General features: G+C 65.8%; 14 protein-coding genes. 7 read left to right on the top strand and 7 right to left on the bottom strand.

What is annotated here, in order from left to right; translation table 11 throughout:
- Positions 1 to 8: 8 nt before the first annotated feature.
- Positions 9 to 1,229 carry an ABC transporter substrate-binding protein gene (locus JQ639_RS06685; protein WP_211970404.1) on the top strand — a complete coding sequence of 407 codons (1,221 nt, stop codon included), beginning with the start codon at positions 9 to 11 and terminating at the stop codon, positions 1,227 to 1,229.
- Between the two features lie 148 nt (positions 1,230 to 1,377).
- On the opposite strand, the gene hisC is transcribed toward JQ639_RS06685, so the two are convergent.
- The 3 genes from hisC to JQ639_RS06670 form a co-directional block, all read right to left on the bottom strand.
- Positions 1,378 to 2,454 (bottom strand): histidinol-phosphate transaminase, encoded by a 1,077-nt coding sequence (gene hisC / locus JQ639_RS06680; RefSeq protein ID WP_211970403.1) that lies wholly within the window; start codon positions 2,452 to 2,454, stop codon positions 1,378 to 1,380.
- Positions 2,455 to 2,553: 99 nt separating this feature from the next.
- Positions 2,554 to 4,659 (bottom strand): molybdopterin oxidoreductase family protein, encoded by a 2,106-nt coding sequence (locus JQ639_RS06675; protein ID WP_211970402.1) that lies wholly within the window; start codon positions 4,657 to 4,659, stop codon positions 2,554 to 2,556.
- Between the two features lie 90 nt (positions 4,660 to 4,749).
- Positions 4,750 to 5,454: an SDR family NAD(P)-dependent oxidoreductase gene (locus JQ639_RS06670; RefSeq protein WP_211970401.1), complete on the bottom strand. Its 705-nt coding sequence runs from the start codon at positions 5,452 to 5,454 to the stop codon at positions 4,750 to 4,752.
- Between the two features lie 141 nt (positions 5,455 to 5,595).
- Here JQ639_RS06670 and JQ639_RS06665 point away from each other — a divergent pair, with 141 nt between their 5' ends.
- Positions 5,596 to 6,054, top strand: a complete 459-nt coding sequence (locus JQ639_RS06665; protein ID WP_211970400.1) for an Lrp/AsnC family transcriptional regulator — start codon at positions 5,596 to 5,598, stop codon at positions 6,052 to 6,054.
- A 229-nt stretch (positions 6,055 to 6,283) separates the two neighbouring features.
- Complete coding sequence (locus tag JQ639_RS06660; RefSeq protein WP_211970399.1) at positions 6,284 to 7,075, top strand: enoyl-CoA hydratase/isomerase; 792 nt, start codon at positions 6,284 to 6,286, stop codon at positions 7,073 to 7,075.
- A gap of 261 nt (positions 7,076 to 7,336) precedes the next feature.
- Here the strand turns inward: JQ639_RS06660 and JQ639_RS06655 are convergent, their stop codons facing one another.
- From JQ639_RS06655 to JQ639_RS06645, 3 genes are all read right to left on the bottom strand, one after another.
- Positions 7,337 to 8,128: an enoyl-CoA hydratase-related protein gene (locus JQ639_RS06655; RefSeq protein WP_349644751.1), complete on the bottom strand. Its 792-nt coding sequence runs from the start codon at positions 8,126 to 8,128 to the stop codon at positions 7,337 to 7,339.
- Positions 8,129 to 8,253: 125 nt separating this feature from the next.
- A complete protein-coding gene (locus JQ639_RS06650; protein ID WP_211970398.1) occupies positions 8,254 to 9,441 on the bottom strand; it encodes a pyridoxal-phosphate-dependent aminotransferase family protein in 1,188 nt (395 codons plus the stop codon).
- Between the two features lie 126 nt (positions 9,442 to 9,567).
- The gene (locus JQ639_RS06645; RefSeq protein WP_211970397.1) at positions 9,568 to 9,912 is read right to left on the bottom strand and encodes a CvpA family protein; all 345 of its coding nucleotides are present in this window, start codon (positions 9,910 to 9,912) and stop codon (positions 9,568 to 9,570) included.
- Between the two features lie 183 nt (positions 9,913 to 10,095).
- Here JQ639_RS06645 and JQ639_RS06640 point away from each other — a divergent pair, with 183 nt between their 5' ends.
- The 4 genes from JQ639_RS06640 (at position 10,096) to JQ639_RS06625 (ending at position 16,833) form a co-directional block, all read left to right on the top strand.
- Complete coding sequence (locus JQ639_RS06640; protein ID WP_211970396.1) at positions 10,096 to 10,800, top strand: TetR/AcrR family transcriptional regulator; 705 nt, start codon at positions 10,096 to 10,098, stop codon at positions 10,798 to 10,800.
- A gap of 1 nt (position 10,801) precedes the next feature.
- Positions 10,802 to 11,995, top strand: a complete 1,194-nt coding sequence (locus JQ639_RS06635) for an efflux RND transporter periplasmic adaptor subunit (RefSeq protein ID WP_211970395.1) — start codon at positions 10,802 to 10,804, stop codon at positions 11,993 to 11,995.
- Between the two features lie 16 nt (positions 11,996 to 12,011).
- Positions 12,012 to 15,092 carry a MexW/MexI family multidrug efflux RND transporter permease subunit gene (locus JQ639_RS06630; protein WP_211970394.1) on the top strand — a complete coding sequence of 1,027 codons (3,081 nt, stop codon included), beginning with the start codon at positions 12,012 to 12,014 and terminating at the stop codon, positions 15,090 to 15,092.
- Between the two features lie 178 nt (positions 15,093 to 15,270).
- Entirely contained in the window at positions 15,271 to 16,833 is a 1,563-nt protein-coding gene (locus JQ639_RS06625) for an acyl-CoA synthetase (protein WP_211970393.1), read from the top strand.
- A gap of 99 nt (positions 16,834 to 16,932) precedes the next feature.
- Here JQ639_RS06625 and JQ639_RS06620 read toward each other — a convergent pair whose 3' ends face one another.
- Positions 16,933 to 18,102 (bottom strand): M20 aminoacylase family protein, encoded by a 1,170-nt coding sequence (locus JQ639_RS06620; RefSeq protein WP_211970392.1) that lies wholly within the window; start codon positions 18,100 to 18,102, stop codon positions 16,933 to 16,935.
- Positions 18,103 to 18,132: the final 30 nt, after the last annotated feature.

The following is an 18,132-nucleotide window of genomic DNA, read 5'->3' as shown; positions in this document are numbered from 1 at the left end:
GAGGAGACATGTCCCGTCACATCAAGCGTGCGCTCGCGGGCGCCGCCGTCATGCTGCTCGCCGCGTCCGCGGCGCAAGCCGAAATCTCCAACAACATCCTCAAGGTCGGCGTGCTGACCGACCTCAGCGGCTTTGCGGCTGACTCCACCGGGCCCGGTTCGGTGGTGGCGGCGAAGCTCGCGGTGGAGGATTTCAAGGCCGAGAAGCCGGGTCTCACTGTCGAGGTCATCCAGGCCGATCACCAGAACAAGCCTGACATCGGCGCCGCGCTGGCCCGCCGCTGGCTCGACGTCGACAAGGTCGACGCCATTCTCGACGTGCCGTTCTCGTCGGTGGCGCTCGCGGTGCAGGAGACCGTGCGCGGCAGCAAGGCGGCGTTCGTCGCATCGGGGCCGGGCACGGCGGTGCTGACCGGCGAGAAGTGCTCGGCCAACACTGTGCACTGGACCTATGACACCTGGGCGCTCGCCCATGGCACGGCGCTGGCGCTGCTGCGCGCCAAGAAGGACAGCTGGTTCTTCGTCACCGCCGACTACGCCTTCGGCCATGCGCTGGAGAGCGACGCCGCGGCGGTGGTGAAGGCGGAGGGCGGCAAGGTGCTGGGCACGGTGCGGCATCCGACCGGCACCTCGGACTTTTCCTCGTTCCTGCTGCAGGCGCAGGCGAGCAAGGCCAAGGTCGTGGCGCTGGCGAACGCGGTCGGCGATACCATCAACTCGGTCAAGCAGGCGAACGAGTTCGGACTCACCGCGGGCGGCCAGTATCTCGCGGCGCTGCTGATGCAGCTCACCGACGTCAATGCCATTGGCCTCAACAGCGCCAAGGGGCTCTATCTCACCGAGGGCTTCTACTGGGACATGAACGACGGCACCCGCAAGTTCGCTGATCGCTTCGCCGCACAGATGAACGGCAAGCGGCCGACCGCGAACCAGGCCGGTGTCTATGCCGGCACGCTGCACTACCTGCGTGCGGCTGCCGCGGCCAATAGCAACGATGGCCAGGTCGTGGTCGCGAAGATGAAGGAGATGCCGTCGAAGGATCCTCTGTTCGGCGAGGGCGAAGTGCGCGCCGACGGGCGGCACATCCACAACATGTACCTGTTCCAGGTGAAGACACCGGCGGAATCGAAGGGGCCGTGGGACTACTACAAGCTGATCCAGACCATTCCCGCCGCCGAAGCGTTCCGGCCGCTCGCCGAAGGCGGCTGCCCGCTGGTGGCGAAGAAGTAAGGGGCTGCGTCATTCCCGGCCGTCGCGCAGCGACGGGCCCGGAATCTCGGTTGATCTTGTTGAGGCGTCGAGATTCCGGATCGCCGCTGTGTGGCGTCCGGAAGGACGTTATGGAGGGCGCCGCGCGGTCCGCCCGGCGGTTGCGCGATCAGGTCGCCGCGGACTTCCCGCCGAGGATTTCCGCCAGCGCCGCCAGCAGGCGTTCGATCTGCTCGTCGGTGCCGACCGTGATCCGCAGATAGTCGGAAATGCGCGGCGCGGCGAAATGGCGGACGATTACCGCGCGCTGGCGCAGCGCAGCGGCAAGCGCCGCACCATCATGGCCAGGGTGACGCGCGAACACGAAGTTGGCGGCGGACGGCAGGATGTCGAAGCCGAGCCGCGCCAGCCCCTCGTTCATTCGCGTGCGGCCATCGATCACGCGCGCCACGCTGTGGCAGAAATAGGAGTCGTCATCCAGCGAGGCGATGGCACCGGCCTGGGCGGGGCGGCCGAGCGGATAGGAGTTGAAGCTGTCCTTCACCCGCGTCAGCGCCTCGATCAGGTCGGCATTGCCGATGGCGTAGCCGATCCGCAGGCCGGCCAGCGCCCGCGACTTGGACATGGTCTGGACGACCAGCAGGTTCGGATGCGAGGCGACCAGCGGGATCGCGCTCTCGGCGCCGAAATCGACATACGCTTCGTCGATCACCACGGGCGCGTCGGGATGATCGGCCAGCAGCGTCGCGATCTCCGCCCGCGACAGTGCGACGCCCGTCGGAGCATTGGGGTTGGGAATGATGATCGCGCCGGCCGGCCGGCGATAATCGGCGAGGCTGATCCGCATGGCATCGTCGAGCGGCACGGCATCATAGGCGATGCCGAACAGGCGGCAGTACACCGTGTAGAAGCTGTAGGTGATGTCCGGGAACAGCAGCGGGGCATCATGCTTCAGCAGCGCGGCGAAGGTGTGCGCCAGCACCTCGTCGGAGCCATTGCCGACGAACACCTGCTCGGGCGCGACACCATGATACGCGGCGAGCTTCGTGCGCAGCGCGAGGGCCTGCGGGTCCGGATAGAGGCGCAAGGCATCGCTCGCCTCATTGCGGACGGCGTCGAGCGCGCGCGGCGAGGGGCCGAACGGACTTTCATTGGTGTTGAGCTTGACGAGGCCCGCCATGCGGGGCTGCTCGCCCGGCACATAGGGTTTGAGGTCGTGCGTCAGGGGGCTCCAGAAACGGCTCATCGTGAAGGTCCAGGTCTCATCGAAACGGCGCGGCGGAGCGAACGGCCGCAGCGCGAGGGAAAAGGGAGAACGGCGGAGTAGCGGTGAGAGGCGTCCTTGTCAGGACGCCGCTGCCACCAGCTTCTTCAGCCACACCTTGTTGTCGTGGAAGGCGGCGCCGCCGAACGGCGCCACCGCGTCGGCGCTGGTCAGTGTATTGATGCCGCGGCCGCCCGCATGGGTGCGGTTGGGGTGGATCGATTCCGCGACCAGCACACCCGGGCGCAGGCCGTCAAAGATCTTCGCCTTGAGCGTCGTCTCGCCGCGCGGGCTGCCGAGCGTCACCATCTCGCCGTCGGCGATGGCGAGCTTGTCGGCGTCGACCGGATGAATCATCACGGTCGGCTCACCCTCGCGCGCCTGCGACGACGGCGTCTCGGTGAAGCTAGTGTTGAGATAGCTGCGCGCCGGGCTGGTGGCGAGGCGGAAGGGATAGGCCTCGTCGGCGTTCTCGATGATCGCCCAGTGGTCGGGCAGGGACGGCATGTCGCTGAGCGGGCCCATCGGCCGGTTGCGCGGCACCTTCACGCTGGCCCAGTCGGCCTTGAAATGGAATTTGCCGTCGGCATGGCCGAAGCCGTCGAGGAAGTGCGCGGCGCGGAAATCCGGCTGCACGTCGCGCCAGGTCTCGGCCTCGAGCGCGGCGAGTTCACCATGGCCGCTGGTCTTCAGCGTCTCGTCGATGATCGCGCGCGAGGTCATGCCGAAGGCGCGGTGTTCGGCGCCGACGCGCTGCGCGATACCCTGGATCACCTCGTGGTTGGAGCGGCACTCGCCGGGCGGATCGATCAGCTTCATGCCCAGCGAGATATACTGATGGCCGCTGCCGTAATAGATGTCGTCATGCTCCATGAACATGGTCGCCGGCAGGACGATGTCGGCCATCTGCGCCGTCTCGGTCATGAACTGCTCGTGCACGGCGACGAACAGATCCTCGCGCGCAAATCCCTGCCGCACCAAGGTCTGCTCCGGCGCCACCGTCACCGGGTTGGTGCTCTGGATCAGCATCGCCTTGACCGGTGGCCCGTGCGCCAGCGCCTCGGCATCGCCGGTGAGCACGCGGCCGATCTTGGACTGGTCGAGCTGGCGGGTGGTGAGGCCGATGGTTGCGTCCTTGCCCTCGATCAGCGTGGTGTTGAAGCCCCAGATCGCGCCATTGTTGAAGAACGCGCCGCCGCCTTCGTGCTGCCAGGCGCCGGTCACCGCCGGCACGCACAGCGCGGCATGCATCTGCGCCGCGCCGTTGCGGCTGCGGGTGAAGCCGTAGCCGAGGCGGAAGAAGGTGCGCGGGGTCGTGCCGATGAGCCGCGCGAACGCCTCGATCTCGGCGACCGGCACGCCACAGATTGCGGAGGCCCATTCCGGCGTTCGGCTGGCGAGATGAGCTTCCAGTTCGTCCGGGCAGTCGGTGTAGGCGGCGAGATAGGCGCGATCCGCGAGGTTGTCGCGAAACAGCACATGCATCACGCCACAGGCGAAGGCGCCGTCGGTGCCTGGCCGCACGATGATCTTGATATCGGCCTGCTTCATCGTCTCGTTGTCGTAGACGTCGATGACGGCGACCTGCGCGCCGCGTTCCTTGCGGGCGCGGGAGGCGTGGGTCATGACGTTGACCTGGGTCGACACCGGGTTGGTGCCCCAGATCACGATCAGATCCGACTTCACCATCTCGCGGGGATCGACGCCGGAGACGCGACCGGTGCCGGCGGCATAGCCGGCCCAGGCGATGGTCGAGCAGATCGTCGAGTAGAAGCGCGAATACTTCTTCACATGGGCGAGGCGGTTGATGCCGTCGCGCATCACCAGGCCCATGGTGCCGGCATAGTAATAGGGCCACACCGACTCGGCGCCGAACGCGCGCTCGGCGGCATCGAAGCGCTGTGCGATTTCGTCGAGCGCCTCGTCCCAGGAGATGCGGGCGAACTGGCCGGAGCCCTTCGGGCCGGTGCGGCGCAGCGGGTGCATCAGCCGCTCGGGATGATGGATGCGCTCGGCATAGCGCGCGACCTTGGCGCAGACCACGCCGGATGTGTAGGTCTGGCGTTTCGAGCCGCGGACGCGGCCGATGGTCGAGCCATCGATCACCTCGACGTCGAGCCCACAGGCGGACGGGCAGTCATGCGGGCAGGTGGAGTGCCGGATGGCGATCTTGGCGGTTGCGTTCATGACGGAGGGATAGCACGGGTCAGGCGGGCTGTTGAGGCTCAGTTCTGCAGGGCGGCTATCGGTCACGGCGCGGCCCGGCTGTTCCGGCGGTCAGCCCCGGCCTGTCACCGGGATAAGGGCGCCGTTGACCGCGGCGGCCTCGTCCGAGCCAAGGAAACGGATCACGGCGGCGAGGTCCGCCGGCTTGACCCACCCCGATGGATCGGCCTTCGGCATCGCCTTGCGGTTCTCAGGCGTGTCGATCACGCTCGGCAGCACGCCATTGACGTTGATCCCTTTTGGGCCGAGTTCGGCGGCCATCGCCTCGGTCAGTCGCATCACGGTGCTCTTGGCGGCGGTATAGGCGCCCATGGCGGCGACACCCTGACGCGCCGACGCCGCGCCGACAGTGACGATGCGCCCGCGCCCCTGAGCGAGCATGGCCGGCACCGCCGCCTGCACGGTGTTCAGCAGGGTCTGGACGTTGACCTCCATCATCTGGTTCCAGGTTTCGGCGGACATCTCGTGGACGGCCTCGCCCATGTGGAAGCCGCCGGCAATCGCACACAGCGCATCGAGACGGCCGGCGTTGGCGATGGTCTCGCCGAGGCGCTGCCGTGTGGCGTCCCGGTCGGTCAGGTCGACGTCGACGAGCTGCCAGTCGCCGGGGGCATCGGGAAAGGCGTGCGCGAGGCTCGACCGGTGGCCTCCGACCAGGATCAGGCGCGCGCCTTGCGCGGCGAAGGCCTCCGCGACCGCGCGGCCGAGATTTCCTGCCGCGCCGGTGATCATCACCACGGATCCACTGCCGCTCATGCCGCTGTCCTCCCGCCGTCGCGCCCTTTACGTCCGGCAAGTCTAGGGACCGGCACGGTGGCTGTCTCCAAGTATTTCGCGTATCGCGCGAGGGTGAAATTATCTATTCACGATCAATCGATTTGGGACTAGATTTATTCAATGGACTTGTCCGAGCCGGATCGCCGTCTGCTTCGTGAAATCCAGCGCGATGCCACATTGTCGCTGAAGGATCTCGCCGAGCGCCTGGCGATGTCGCAGTCGACGGTCTGGCGCCGCATCCAGGAGTTCGAGGCGCAGGGGCTGATCACTTCTCGCGTCACCTTGCTCAATCCGGAGCGCCTTGGTCTCGGTGTCTGCGTGTTCGTGCACGCCAACCTGCGCGATCATTCGACGGAGTCGCGCGAGGCGTTCGAGCGCTTCATCGCCGACCAGCCCAATGTGCTCGAGTGCTTCTCGGTCACCGGCCCGCACGACTACGTGCTGCTGATCCGCGCCGAGGACGTCGCCGCATATGAAGACTTCCTGATGCACAAGCTGCTGGCGCATCCGCGTGTGGCATCCGCGCAGTCGGACTTCGCGCTGCGCCAGCTCAAGTACAGCACCATGCTGCCGATCTAGAGTGTCTCGAGCAGAGCGGTTAGCGGTTCGCGTGAAGAAAGCGCGTCAGAACACAAAGCCAGTGCCGCTGCTCTGAGACGTACATCGCCGGTGAATTCCGCGTCGCGGCACGGGGGGGCTGCATCATGGCAGCAATGATTTGCTGCGCCCATGGACAAGCGTTCGGTGAGGCTCGAATATCCGTGCGAGGAAACCGCGCGACGATGTCGCGCTGCCTATGAGGATGCACATGCAATTCAAACACGTAACGCTGGAGATCGACGGGGCCGTGGCCATCCTTCGCCTCGATCATCAGGAGGTGATGAACGCCGTCTCCGTCCACATGCTGCAGGGGCTCGGCGAAGCCCTCGACGTCATCGACGAGAAGCGCAACGATGTACGCTGCATCGTGCTGACCGGCGCAGGCCGCGCGTTCTGCACCGGCGCCAACCTGCAGGGCCGCAACATGCAGGCGGGTTCGCGGCGCAACGCCGGCGTTACGCTGGAGACCGCGTTCCATCCGTTCCTGCGTCGCCTGCGCGAGTTGCATTGTCCGCTGGTGACGGCGGTGAACGGTCCGGCCGCCGGTGCCGGCATGAGCTTCGCGCTGATGGGCGACATCATTCTCGCCGCGCGCTCGTCGTATTTCCTCCAGGCGTTCCGCCGCATCGGTCTCGTGCCCGATTGCGGCTCGACCTGGCTGCTGCCCCGCCTGATCGGCAAGGCGCGCGCCATCGAGCTGTCGCTGCTCGGTGAGCGGCTGCCGGCGGAGACGGCGCTGGCCTGGGGACTGATCAATCGCGTGCATGACGATGGCGTGCTGATGAGCGAGGCGCTCAAGCTTGCGCACGAGCTCGCCAACGGTCCGACCGTGGCACTGTCACTGATCCGCCGGCTGTACTGGGAAAGCCCGGAAAACTCGTTCGAAGAGCAGATCGATCTGGAGCGCCAGTGCCAGCAGAAGGCCGGCGCCGCCGAGGACTTCAAGGAAGGCGTCACTGCGTTCCTGGAGAAGCGCCCGGCGAAGTTCACCGGGCGGTAGTCTCGCGGCGGTGGTCTTGCGTGGCTCCTCACGTCCCATGGTCAGGAGCTGCGCGAAGCCGTCTGCGGTTCAGTGAGACGTTGGCCGCTCCGAATGCGTCATCGCCGAACTTGATCCAGCTTCAACTGGCTCACAACATCACGAGGGATCCTGAAGCTGGATTGCCGGGGCGCGGCGTGGAGCCTGTCATCGGGCCGCGCTGCGCGCGGGCCCGTTGGCGCCGGCCCGGTGATGACGCAGAGAACGTGGGAGTGCGCTGTCTCACTTCCCCTGCCAGCGCGGCGGACGCTTTTCGGCGAACGCCTTCGGGCCTTCGATGTAGTCCTGCGACGCGACCATTGCCTTGACCGCCGGATACTCGATCTGCTCGGCGATGGCCTGCTCCAGCGACACCTTCATGCCGCGGGTGATGGTCTGCTTGGACGCGCGGATCGACATCGGACTGTTCTGGCAGATCAGTTCGGCCCAGCGTTCGGCGGCCTGCAGCGCTTCACCCTTGGGCACGACCTCGTTGACGAAGCCGAGTTCGAGGCCTTCGCGGGCTCCGACATGACGGCCGGTCAGGATCATGCCCATGGCCTGCTTGAGGCCGATCTGGCGCGGCAGCCGGTGCAGGCCGCCGGCGAGCGCGGCAAGGCCGACGCGCGGCTCGGGCAGGGCGAAGGTGGCATTCTCGGCGGCAATGATCAGGTCGCAGGCGAGCGCGGTCTCGAAGCCGCCGCCCATGGCGACGCCGTTGACCGCCGCGATGATCGGCTTGTCGCAGTCGAAGCGCGAGGTCAGGCCGGCAAAGCCGCTGGTGTTCCAGCCACGCTTGCCGCCGGCGGCCTGCCACTTCAGGTCGTTGCCGGCGGAGAACGCGCGATCGCCGGCGCCGGTGATGATCGCCACCCATTGCTCGGGATCGGCGGCAAAGGCGTTGAAGACGTCGTGCAGCTCGTTGTGTGCGTCGGTGTGCAGGGCGTTCATCACCTCGGGACGGTTCATGGTCACGATGGTGATGCGGCCCTTGCGCGCCACGGTCACGTATTGATGGCTGGTTTCTCCCGACACGGAATTTCCTCCTTGAGCGGCTTCTTGTCGTCGCGGCCATTGTGGCAGCGTGGCGCGCGGACGCAACCGCGCGCGCGGCACAAAACCGGATGGCTGTGTTGTCGGTCGATGGTCGCCGTCGTCGATCAGGCCGGGACGTTGTCGCCGAGCCAGGCGGTTGCGGCCTGTACGCCGCCACGGCCGTGGGGGATGCGCAACGCATTGAGGCCGACCTCGACGACGCCGAGCGTGCCGAGGATCATCGGCGCGTTGATGTGGCCCATATGGGCGATGCGGAAAGCCTGGCCGGTCAGCGCGCCGATGCCGTTGCCGAGCACGACGCCACACTTGTCGCGGCAGTAGTCCTTGAGCCGTTCGGCGAGGCCCTCACCGTTGACGCGGATCGTGGTGACGGTGTCCGCTCGCTCGGAGGGATCGAGAATGTTGAAGCCGAGCACGCCGCCCTCGGCCCACACCTCGACCGCGCTGCGCACGGCCTGGGCCAGCAGGCGATGGCGCGTGAAGGTGTTCTCGGCGCCTTCCGCGAGCAGCATGTCCAGCGCCTGGCGCTGCGCATAGAGCAGGTGCACCGGAGGCGTGCCGGCATACTTCTGGTAATGCTCCTGGCCCTCGCGCGCCGTCCAGTCCCAATAGGGACTGCGCAGGGTCGCGGTGCGATGGGCGGCGCGGGCGCGTGCGCCGACGGCGACGAAGCCGAGGCCGGGCGGCGTCATCAGGCCCTTCTGCGAGGCGGACATGGCGACGTCGACATGCCAGGCGTCCATCTCGAACGGAATGCAGCCGAGCGAGGCGACGGCATCGACCATGTAGAGCGCATCGTGGCCTGCGGCTTTGATGGCGCGCCCGATCGCCGCGATGTCGTTGACGACGCCCGAGGCGGTGTCGACCTGCACGGTAAGGACGGCCTTGATGCGGCCGTCCTTGTCCCGGCGCAGCCGCTCCTCGACCTCGTGCGGGCGCACAGCACGGTCCCATGTCCCCTTGAGGACCTCGACCTCGACACCGAGCTTCTCGGCGGCATCGCCCCAACCGATCGCAAAGCGGCCGCTCTCCAGCACCAGGATCTTGTCGCCGCGCGACAGCACGTTGGTGAGCGCGGCTTCCCAGGCGCCGTGGCCGTTGGCGATGTAGATGTAGGTGCGGCCGGCCGTGCGGAACAGGCGGCTCAGGTCGGCCAGCAGGCTGTCGGTGATGCCGATGAGCTCGCCGCCATAAATGTCGGCGGCCGGGCGGTGCATGGCGCGCAGCACTTCGTCCGGCATCGTCGTCGGACCGGGGATGGCAAGGAATTCGCGGCCAGCGCGCACAACCATGATGACAATCTCCTGCAAGGCGATCCTTACCTCGCACACCGCCGCGGTTCGTCAAAGTCCGATCGGGCAGGGCAGACCCGGCAAATGCGCGCGTGTGGCGGTCAGGCGGTCATTCCGGCGCGGGCGTCAGATCTTCCGTTCATGCTTGAAGCGGTCGATGGTGGCGGCGACGTCCGGCGACAGTGCGCCGAGGCCGCGCTGGGCCGCACGGGACAGCATCGGCCGCAACTGCGAGTCGCTGAGCACGCTCGGCTGGCGGTCTGCCGGTACGATGCGGACGAACACCGCCACGACGGCGATGGCGACGAGACCGACCCGGACGACGCCGAGGGCGGAGCCGGCGATGCGGTCCGGTACCGTGATGCTGCGGCCGAGCAGGTCGTCGACCGCGGTCTGGAGCAGCGTACCGATCCCGAAACCGATCACGAGGAAGAGGCCAAAAAAGATGAAGGCGCCCTGGGAGGGAGGCATCGCCGATCCTGATCCGGGGAAGGACGGCGTCACTCAAGCCGATTTCTGTGAGGGGATCCTTACAGGTTGCCGGACTCCTGCCGCTCTGGGCCTGGTTGAAAACTGATCGTTTTTCGGGCATTTCGGCCTTCGCACCTGCGAAATAGGCTTGACTTTCCCGCTAAGTGAGCGCTTACTCAACAAATGCCCCCGATCCGATTGTCGAGTGAAGCCCGCAGGGAAACGATTCTGGCTGCCGCGAAGGCGTGCTTCGCGCGCCATGGCTTTGCCGGCACGACCACCAAGAGTGTGGCGGCGGCGGCGGGCATCTCCGAGGCGTTGTTGTTCAAGCACTTCTCGAGCAAGTCGGCGCTCTACGCCGAGATTCTCGACGAAGCCTGTGAGGCCGACCCCGAGCTGCAACGTCTGCAGGCATTGCCGCCGTCGAGCGAGACGCTCGTTTTCCTGGTGCGCGAAATGGTCCGGCACTTCCTTGCTGCGGTGGAGCATCCGGACGAAGAAGACACACAGCGGATGAAGCTGTTGATTTCCAGCCATCTTGAGGATGGCGAGTTCGCCCGGCTGTTGTATCAGAAGATCTCGGACATCATCGCTCCGATCTTCACGGCGTCACTCGATCGCGCAGTGCAGTCCGGCGATGCGGTGTCCATCGGCGCCCCGCCGATGAACCTGTTCTGGTTCGCTCACCAGATGATTCACATGGTGGCGCTGACCCGGATGCCGACCATCCCCTCCCTGACGTACGGCGATCCCGATAGCCTGCGGCGTCAGCTTTGCGAATTCATCCTGCGCGGCCTGGGCCTTAAAGAGCGCGCAATCCAGACCTATCTCGACCGCGCCCTGCCGGTCGATCAAGCCACGAACCAATTGGTTTCAGAGAGTGCATGACATGACGATCTCCACCGAGGCTAATATTTCGGCCAAGTCGATCGAAGAGAAGCCGCGTGTGCGTCCGGTGCGCATGAAGCGCTGGTTCGCGATCGTCGGCGTGCTGCTGGTGCTGCTGGTGGGGGCCCTGTGGGGCTTCAACACCTTCCGCAACCACATGATCGCGCAGTTCTTCGCGTCGATGAAGCCGCCGCCGGCGAACGTCTCGGTGGTCGAAGCGAAGTCGGAAGTGATTCCGCACCTGCTGTTCGGCATCGGCGATCTCGCGGCGGTGCATCAGGTCGACGTCACCACCGACGTCGCCGGCCGCATCACCAAGATCATGTTCGAGGCGGGCGCCCCGGTGAAGGCCGGCGATCCGCTGGTGCAATTGTTCGACGAGCCCGAGCAGGCGGACCTTGCGAGCTACAAGGCGCAGGCGACCGCCGCCGCACTCGCGCTCGACCGCTCCAAGTCGCTGGCCGCCCGCCAGTTCGGCCCGCAGGCGACCGTCGACCAGAACCAGGCCTCTTTCGATCAGGCCAATGCCGCGATCGCCAAGACCGAGGCGATCATCTCGCAGAAGCTCGTCAAGGCGCCGTTCAGCGGCGACCTCGGCGTGCGCCGCGTCGAGGTCGGCCAGTTCCTCAGTGCCGGCAACCAGATCGTCTCGCTCACCGACCTGTCGAAGGTCTACCTGAACTTCACTGCGGCGGAAAAGGATCGCGCGATTCTCGCCGTCGGCCAGACAGTTCGGGTCAAGGTCGACGCCTATCCGAACCGCGTGTTCGAGGGCAAGATCACCACCATCGACCCGCAGATCAGCCCCGACTCCCGCAACGTCAAGATCCAGGCGACCCTCGACAACACCGATCACAGCCTGAAGCCGGGCATGTTCGCGTCCACCACGGTTCTGCTGCCGCCTGATCCGGCTGTCGTCACCGTGCCGGAGACCGCGGTCGACTATACTCTGTACGGCGACTCCGTCTTCGTCGTGAAGGAGACCAAGGACGACAAGGGCGAAGCGCGTCTCACGGCCGAGCGCACCTTCGTGCGCAGCGGCACGCGGGTCGATGGCCGCACTGTCATCCTCTCTGGTTTGAAGGCCGGCGACCGCGTGGTCGCCGTCGGCCAGCTCAAGCTACAGTCGGGCGCTCCCGTCGTGATCTCCAAGGATCCGCTGCCGGCGAATCCGAACCCGACGCCGCGCTACTGATCGAAAGCCCGGACCAATGGTATTCACTGATATCTTCATCAAACGGCCGGTGCTCTCGGTCGTCGTCAGCCTCCTGATCCTGCTGATCGGTCTGAACGCCGCGCTGAACCTGCCGATCCGTCAGTATCCGAAGCTGTCGAACACCGTCATCACGGTGACGACGGCCTATCCGGGTGCGTCGCCGGATCTGATGCAGGGCTTCATCACCACGCCGATCGAGCAGGCGGTGGCCTCGGCCGAGGGCGTCGATTACATCACCTCGTCCTCGGTGCAGGGCACCAGCACGATCTCGGTGTATGTAAAGCTCAACTTCGATCCGAACCAGGCGCTGACCGAGGTGCTGGCCAAGGTCAATTCGGTCAAGTACCTGATCCCCAAGGAGTCGAACGACCCGGTCGTCCTGAAGTCGACCGGCCAGACCACGTCGGTCATGTATATCGGCTTCTCCAGCGACGAGCTGTCGGGATCGGCGATCTCCGACTACATGACGCGCGTCGTGCAGCCGATCCTGTCCACGGTGGACGGCGTCGCCGAAGCGCAGATCCTCGGCAACCAGCAGTTCTCGATGCGCATCTGGCTCGACCCGGCGCGCATGGCTGGCCGCGGCGTGTCGGCGAGCGACGTTGCAACGGCGATCCAGGCCAACAACTTCCAGGCCGCCGCCGGACAGTCGAAGGGCTACTTCACGGTCGCCAACGTCTCGACCAACACCGACCTGACCAGCCTCGACCAGTTCCGTCGGATGACCGTCAAGGTCAAGGACGGGGCATTGATCCGGATCGAGGATATCGCCACCGTCGAACTCGCGGCCCAGACCACCGACGCCAGCGTTGCGATGGACGGTGAGCATGCCATCTTCATCGGCATCAACGCGACGCCGCAGGGCAACCCGCTCAACATCGTCAAGGGCGTGCGGGCCCTGTTCCCGGAAATCGAGCGCAACCTGCCGCCTTCGCTGAAGATGAAGGTCGCCTACGACTCGACCAAATTCATCCAGTCGTCGATCGACGAGGTGCAGAAGACCCTGATCGAGGCGGTGGGAATCGTCATCGTCGTGATCTTCCTGTTCCTGGCCTCGTTCCGCTCCGTGATCATCCCGGTGGTCACCATTCCGCTGTCGCTGGTCGGCGTCTGCATCTTCATGCTGGCGCTCGGCTTCAGCTTCAACCTGCTGACGCTGCTGGCCATGGTGCTGGCGATCGGCCTTGTGGTCGACGACGCCATCGTGGTGGTGGAGAACATCCACCGACATCTCGAGGAAGGCAAATCACCAGTCCAGGCATCGTTGATCGGCGCGCGCGAAATTGTCGGGCCGGTGATCTCGATGACCATCACGCTGGCGGCGGTGTACGCGCCGATCGGCTTCCTCGGCGGCGTCACCGGCGCGCTCTTCAAGGAGTTCGCCTTCACGCTCGCGGGTTCAGTCATCGTATCCGGCGTGATCGCGCTGACCCTGTCGCCGATGATGTGCTCCGTGCTGTTGACCCATGTCGAGCAGGGGCGTTTTGCCAAGGCGGTGGACCGCGTGTTCCGTGCGGTGACGCGGTGGTACGGCCGTCAGCTCGACCGCTCGCTCGACTACCGTCCGATCACGGCGCTGTTCGCCGTGACCGTCCTCGGCCTTGTCGGCTTCATGTACATGAATACGTCCAAGGAGCTCGCGCCCGAGGAGGACCAGGGCATTCTGTTCTCGGTGACCAAGGCGCCGAAATACGCCAACATCGATTATGTCGACTACTACGGTGACAAGCTCGACAAGGCGTTCGCCAAGTTCCCGGAGACCGATCTGCGCTTCGTGCTCAACGGCCTGCCGTCGCCGGGCCAGGGCATCGCGGGCATGATCCTCAAGCCGTGGGACGAGCGCAAGCGTTCGTCGACGGCGATGAAACAGGACGTCCAGAACGAGCTCAGCAAGATCGAGGGCGTGCAGGCGTTCGCCTTCAATCTGCCGCCGCTGCCTGGCGGCCCGGGCGGTCTGCCGGTGCAGATGGTGATCAGCTCGACCCGCGACTTCAAGGCGGTTTATGAGGAGATGCAGAAGCTGAAGGATGCGGCCCGCAAGAGCGGCATGTTCATCGTCAGCGACAGCGACCTTGACTTCAACCAGCCGGTCGTCCGGGTGAAGATCGACCGTTCCAAGGCCAACGAGCTCGGCGTCACGATGCAGCAGATCGGCAATACGCTCGCCGTGCTGCTGGGCGGCAACTACATCAACCGCTTCAACCTCGAGGGACGGTCCTATCAGGTCATTCCCCAGGTGCCGCGCGGCCTGCGGTTGTCGCCGGAGATGCTCGGGGGCTACTACGTGGCGGCGCCCAACGGGCAGCAGATTCCGCTGTCGACCCTGGTGTCGATCGAGACCGGTACCGACCCGAACGCGTTGACCCACTTCAACCAGCTCAACTCGGCGACCTTCCAGGCCGTGCCGATGCCGGGCGTCACCATCGGCTCGGCGGTGGACTTCCTGGAAAAGCAAGCCAAGAACCTGCCGGCGGGCTACAATCACGACTATCTCGCGGACTCGCGTCAGTACGTGAAGGAAGGCAACCAGCTTGCCGTGACCTTCGGCTTCGCGCTGATCATCATCTTCCTGGTGCTGGCGGCGCAGTTCGAAAGCCTGCGCGACCCGCTGGTGATCCTGGTCAGCGTGCCGATGGCCGTGTCGGGTGCGTTGCTGCCGCTGTTCTTCGGCGTCGCCACCATCAACATCTACACCCAGGTGGGATTGTTGACGCTGGTGGGGCTGATCAGCAAGCACGGCATCCTGATGGTCGAGTTCGCCAACGAGCTTCAGCTCAAGGAGGGCCTCGACCGCCGCTCCGCCATCGAGATGGCGGCGCGCGTGCGGCTGCGGCCCATCCTGATGACCACCGCCGCCATGGTCGCCGGCCTGTTCCCGCTGCTGTCGGCGAACGGCGCCGGCGCCGCGAGCCGCTTCTCGATCGGTCTCGTGGTGGTCGCCGGCATGTTGATCGGCACGCTGTTCACGCTGTTCGTGCTGCCGGCCGTCTATGTGGCGATCGCGACCGATCACCGCGCGGCAGCCAAGTCGGCGCGTGCCGCGGACATCAAGGATTTCGAGCTCAAGCCGACCTGATACGGCAAGCCCGAACCAACGATAGCGAGAGGGAGCATTTGCCGCGCGGCGGCATTTGCTCCCTTTCTTTTTGGGTGAAATGCTCAGGCTTTCACCAGCCAAAATCGGTTTCCTCCTTGCCCGGTCCTGCCTTACTCTCCCGCCACGACATCAAGAACGATCATCAGGGAGAAGACGAATGACCGGTGGACAGGCGGGGCCGGAAATCCTGCGCCGTAACTCCATTGCCGATGCGACGCGGCGGGCGGCGGCGAAGTTTCGCGACCGCGTGGCGCTGACTTTTGCGGACCGGCAGTGGACGTTCCACGCGCTCGAGCAGGCGGCCGGGCGTGTGGCGCATCGCCTGATGGCGCTGGGTCTCCACAAGGGCGACCGCGTCGCGGCCTACGCCCGCAATTCCGACGCTTATCTGCTGCTGTGGCTGGCGTGCAACCGGTCCGGCCTCGTCCATGTGCCGATCAACTATGCGCTGACCGCGGGCGAGCTCAAATACATCCTCAGGCAGTCCGGCGCGCGGGTGCTGGTCTATGATGGTGGCCTCGTGGACACCGTCGCTGCGGTCCGGCCGGAGGTCGATGTCGCCTGCTATGGCCGCTTTGCGTCCGCCGGTGACGGCGAGTTCGATGTGCTGGCGATCGCAGGCGACGCGACCGCACCGCGGCTCGACGAAACCGATGTCGACGACAACGATCTTGCCCAACTGCTCTACACCTCGGGCACCACCGCCGCGCCCAAGGGCGCGATGATGACCCACCGTGCGCTACTTGCCGAATATGCCAGTTGCATCGTCGATCTCGAATTCCGCGGCACCGACATCGCGCTGGCCGCGCTGCCGCTCTATCATTCCGCGCAGATGCACTGCTTCTCGATGCCGCAGCTGCTGATGGGTGCGACCACGCATCTCATCGAAGCGCCGGCGCCGGACCTCGTGCTGAAGCTGATCGAACAGCACCGCATCACCTCGTTCTTCGCGCCGCCGACCGTTTGGATCAGTCTGCTGCGCCATGCCGACTTCGACAAGCGCGATCTGTCGTCGCTGCGCAACGTCTACTACGGCGCCTCGATCATGCCGGTGCCGGTGCTGCAGGAGTTGCGCCAGCGGCTGCCGGGAATCGGCGTCTACAACTGCTATGGCCAGAGCGAGATCGGTCCGCTCGCCACGGTGTTGCGGCCCGAGGAGCACGACGCGCGGCCCGCGTCCGCAGGGCGACCGATTCTCAATGTCGAGACGCGCATCGTCGATCCGGAGATGCGCGATGTGCCGCCGGGCACGCAGGGCGAGATCGTGCACCGCTCGCCGCAATTGCTGATGGGCTATTGGGACAAGCCGGAGGAGACGCGCGAGGCGTTCGAAGGGGGCTGGTTCCACTCCGGAGACGTCGGCTACATGGACGAAGGCGGATTCATCTTCGTGGTTGACCGCGTCAAGGACATCATCAAGACCGGTGGTGTCGTCGTCGCTGGCCGCGAGGTCGAGGAGGCACTGTTCAAGCATCCGTCGGTGTCTGAGGTCGCGGTGATCGGGTTGCCCGATCCGAAGTGGATCGAGGCGGTCACCGCGGTCGTGGTGCTGCGGCCGGGTCATGCACCGGACGAGGCGGGCCTGCTCGCCCATGCCCGCGAGCATCTCGCGCCATTCAAGGTGCCCAAGCAGGTGTTCTTCACCGAGACCCTTCCGCGCAACACCGCCGGCAAGCTGCTCAAGCGCGAACTGCGAGTGAGCTACGCCGACAAGGGGTGAGGGCGTTGGTTTCGTACGGACCCCTCCACCTCATCCTGAGGAGCGGCCCGAACGGCCGCCTACGGCGCTTCGCGCCTCCTCACCATGCGAATCAAAGCCTCACGCGCCGGCGAGCGGCATCCGCGTTTCGATGATGCGCGAGAACAGGCTGGCGCCGACGGGCAGGATGGCGTCGTCGAGCACGAATCCCGGATTGTGCACGGGAACCGAACCCTCGTGGCCCAGCCAGAAATAGGCGCCGGGCACCGCATGGAGCATGTCGGCGAAGTCCTCGCTGCCCATCTTCGGCGCCGGCGTCGTCGAGACATTGTCGGCACCGACGATCTCGCGGGCGACGTCGGCGACCGCATGGGCATGCAGCTCGTTGTTGACCAGCACCGAGAAAATGTCGCGGATCTGAACGTCGATCTCGACCTGGAAGGCGCTGGCGATGCCGGCTGCGAGGGTGCGCATGCGATCGCGCACCTGCTCGCGGACTTCGTTGGAGAAGGTGCGAACCGTGCCCGCGAGTTTCGCTTCGTTCGGGATGACGTTGTAGGCCGAGCCGGCGTGGAACTGGGTGATCGACACCACGGCGGACTTCAGCGGATCGACGTTGCGGCTGACGATGGTCTGCAGCGCCTGTCCCAGCGTCATCGCAATCACCACGGGATCGCGCGAGCGGTCCGGCATGGCGCCGTGGCTGCCATAGCCGGTGACCGTGATGTCGAAGAAATCGGCAGCTGCCATCGCCGGTCCCGGAAACACCGTGACCTGACGCGGCCCGAGATCCGGCGCGTTGTGCAGGCCATAGACCTCGTCGCACGGAAAGCGCTGGAACAGTTTGTCGGCGATCATCGCACGCGCGCCGCCGAGGCCTTCCTCCGCCGGCTGGAAGATGAACACGGCGGTGCCGTCGAAGTTGCGCGTTTCGGCGAGATAGCGCGCGGTGCCCAGCAGGATGGTGGTGTGGCCGTCATGGCCGCAGCCATGGAAGCGGTTCGGAATGGTGGACCGCCAGGGCAGATTAGTCTTTTCCTCCATCGGCAGCGCGTCCATGTCGGCGCGCAGGCCGACGCGCTTGCTGCTGCCACCCTTGCCCTTGAGCAGGCCGACGACACCGGTGCCGCCGATGCCGCGATGCACCTCGATGCCCCACTGCGTGAGCTTGTCGGCAACGATGCCCGAGGTGCGCTCCTCCTCGAAGCCGATCTCGGGATGGGCGTGAATGTCGCGGCGAATGGCAGTGAGTTCGTCGGCGAAGCTGTCGATCAGGGGGATGTTGGTCATGGCTGAAATCCGATTGAGGTTCGAACGGGT

Origin of the sequence: Bradyrhizobium sp. U87765 SZCCT0048 (assembly GCF_018131225.1) — a bacterium.
Lineage (GTDB): Bacteria > Pseudomonadota > Alphaproteobacteria > Rhizobiales > Xanthobacteraceae > Bradyrhizobium_A.
The sequence above is the reverse complement of the archived record's forward strand: the minus strand, read 5'-3'. Positions and strand labels throughout refer to the sequence as shown.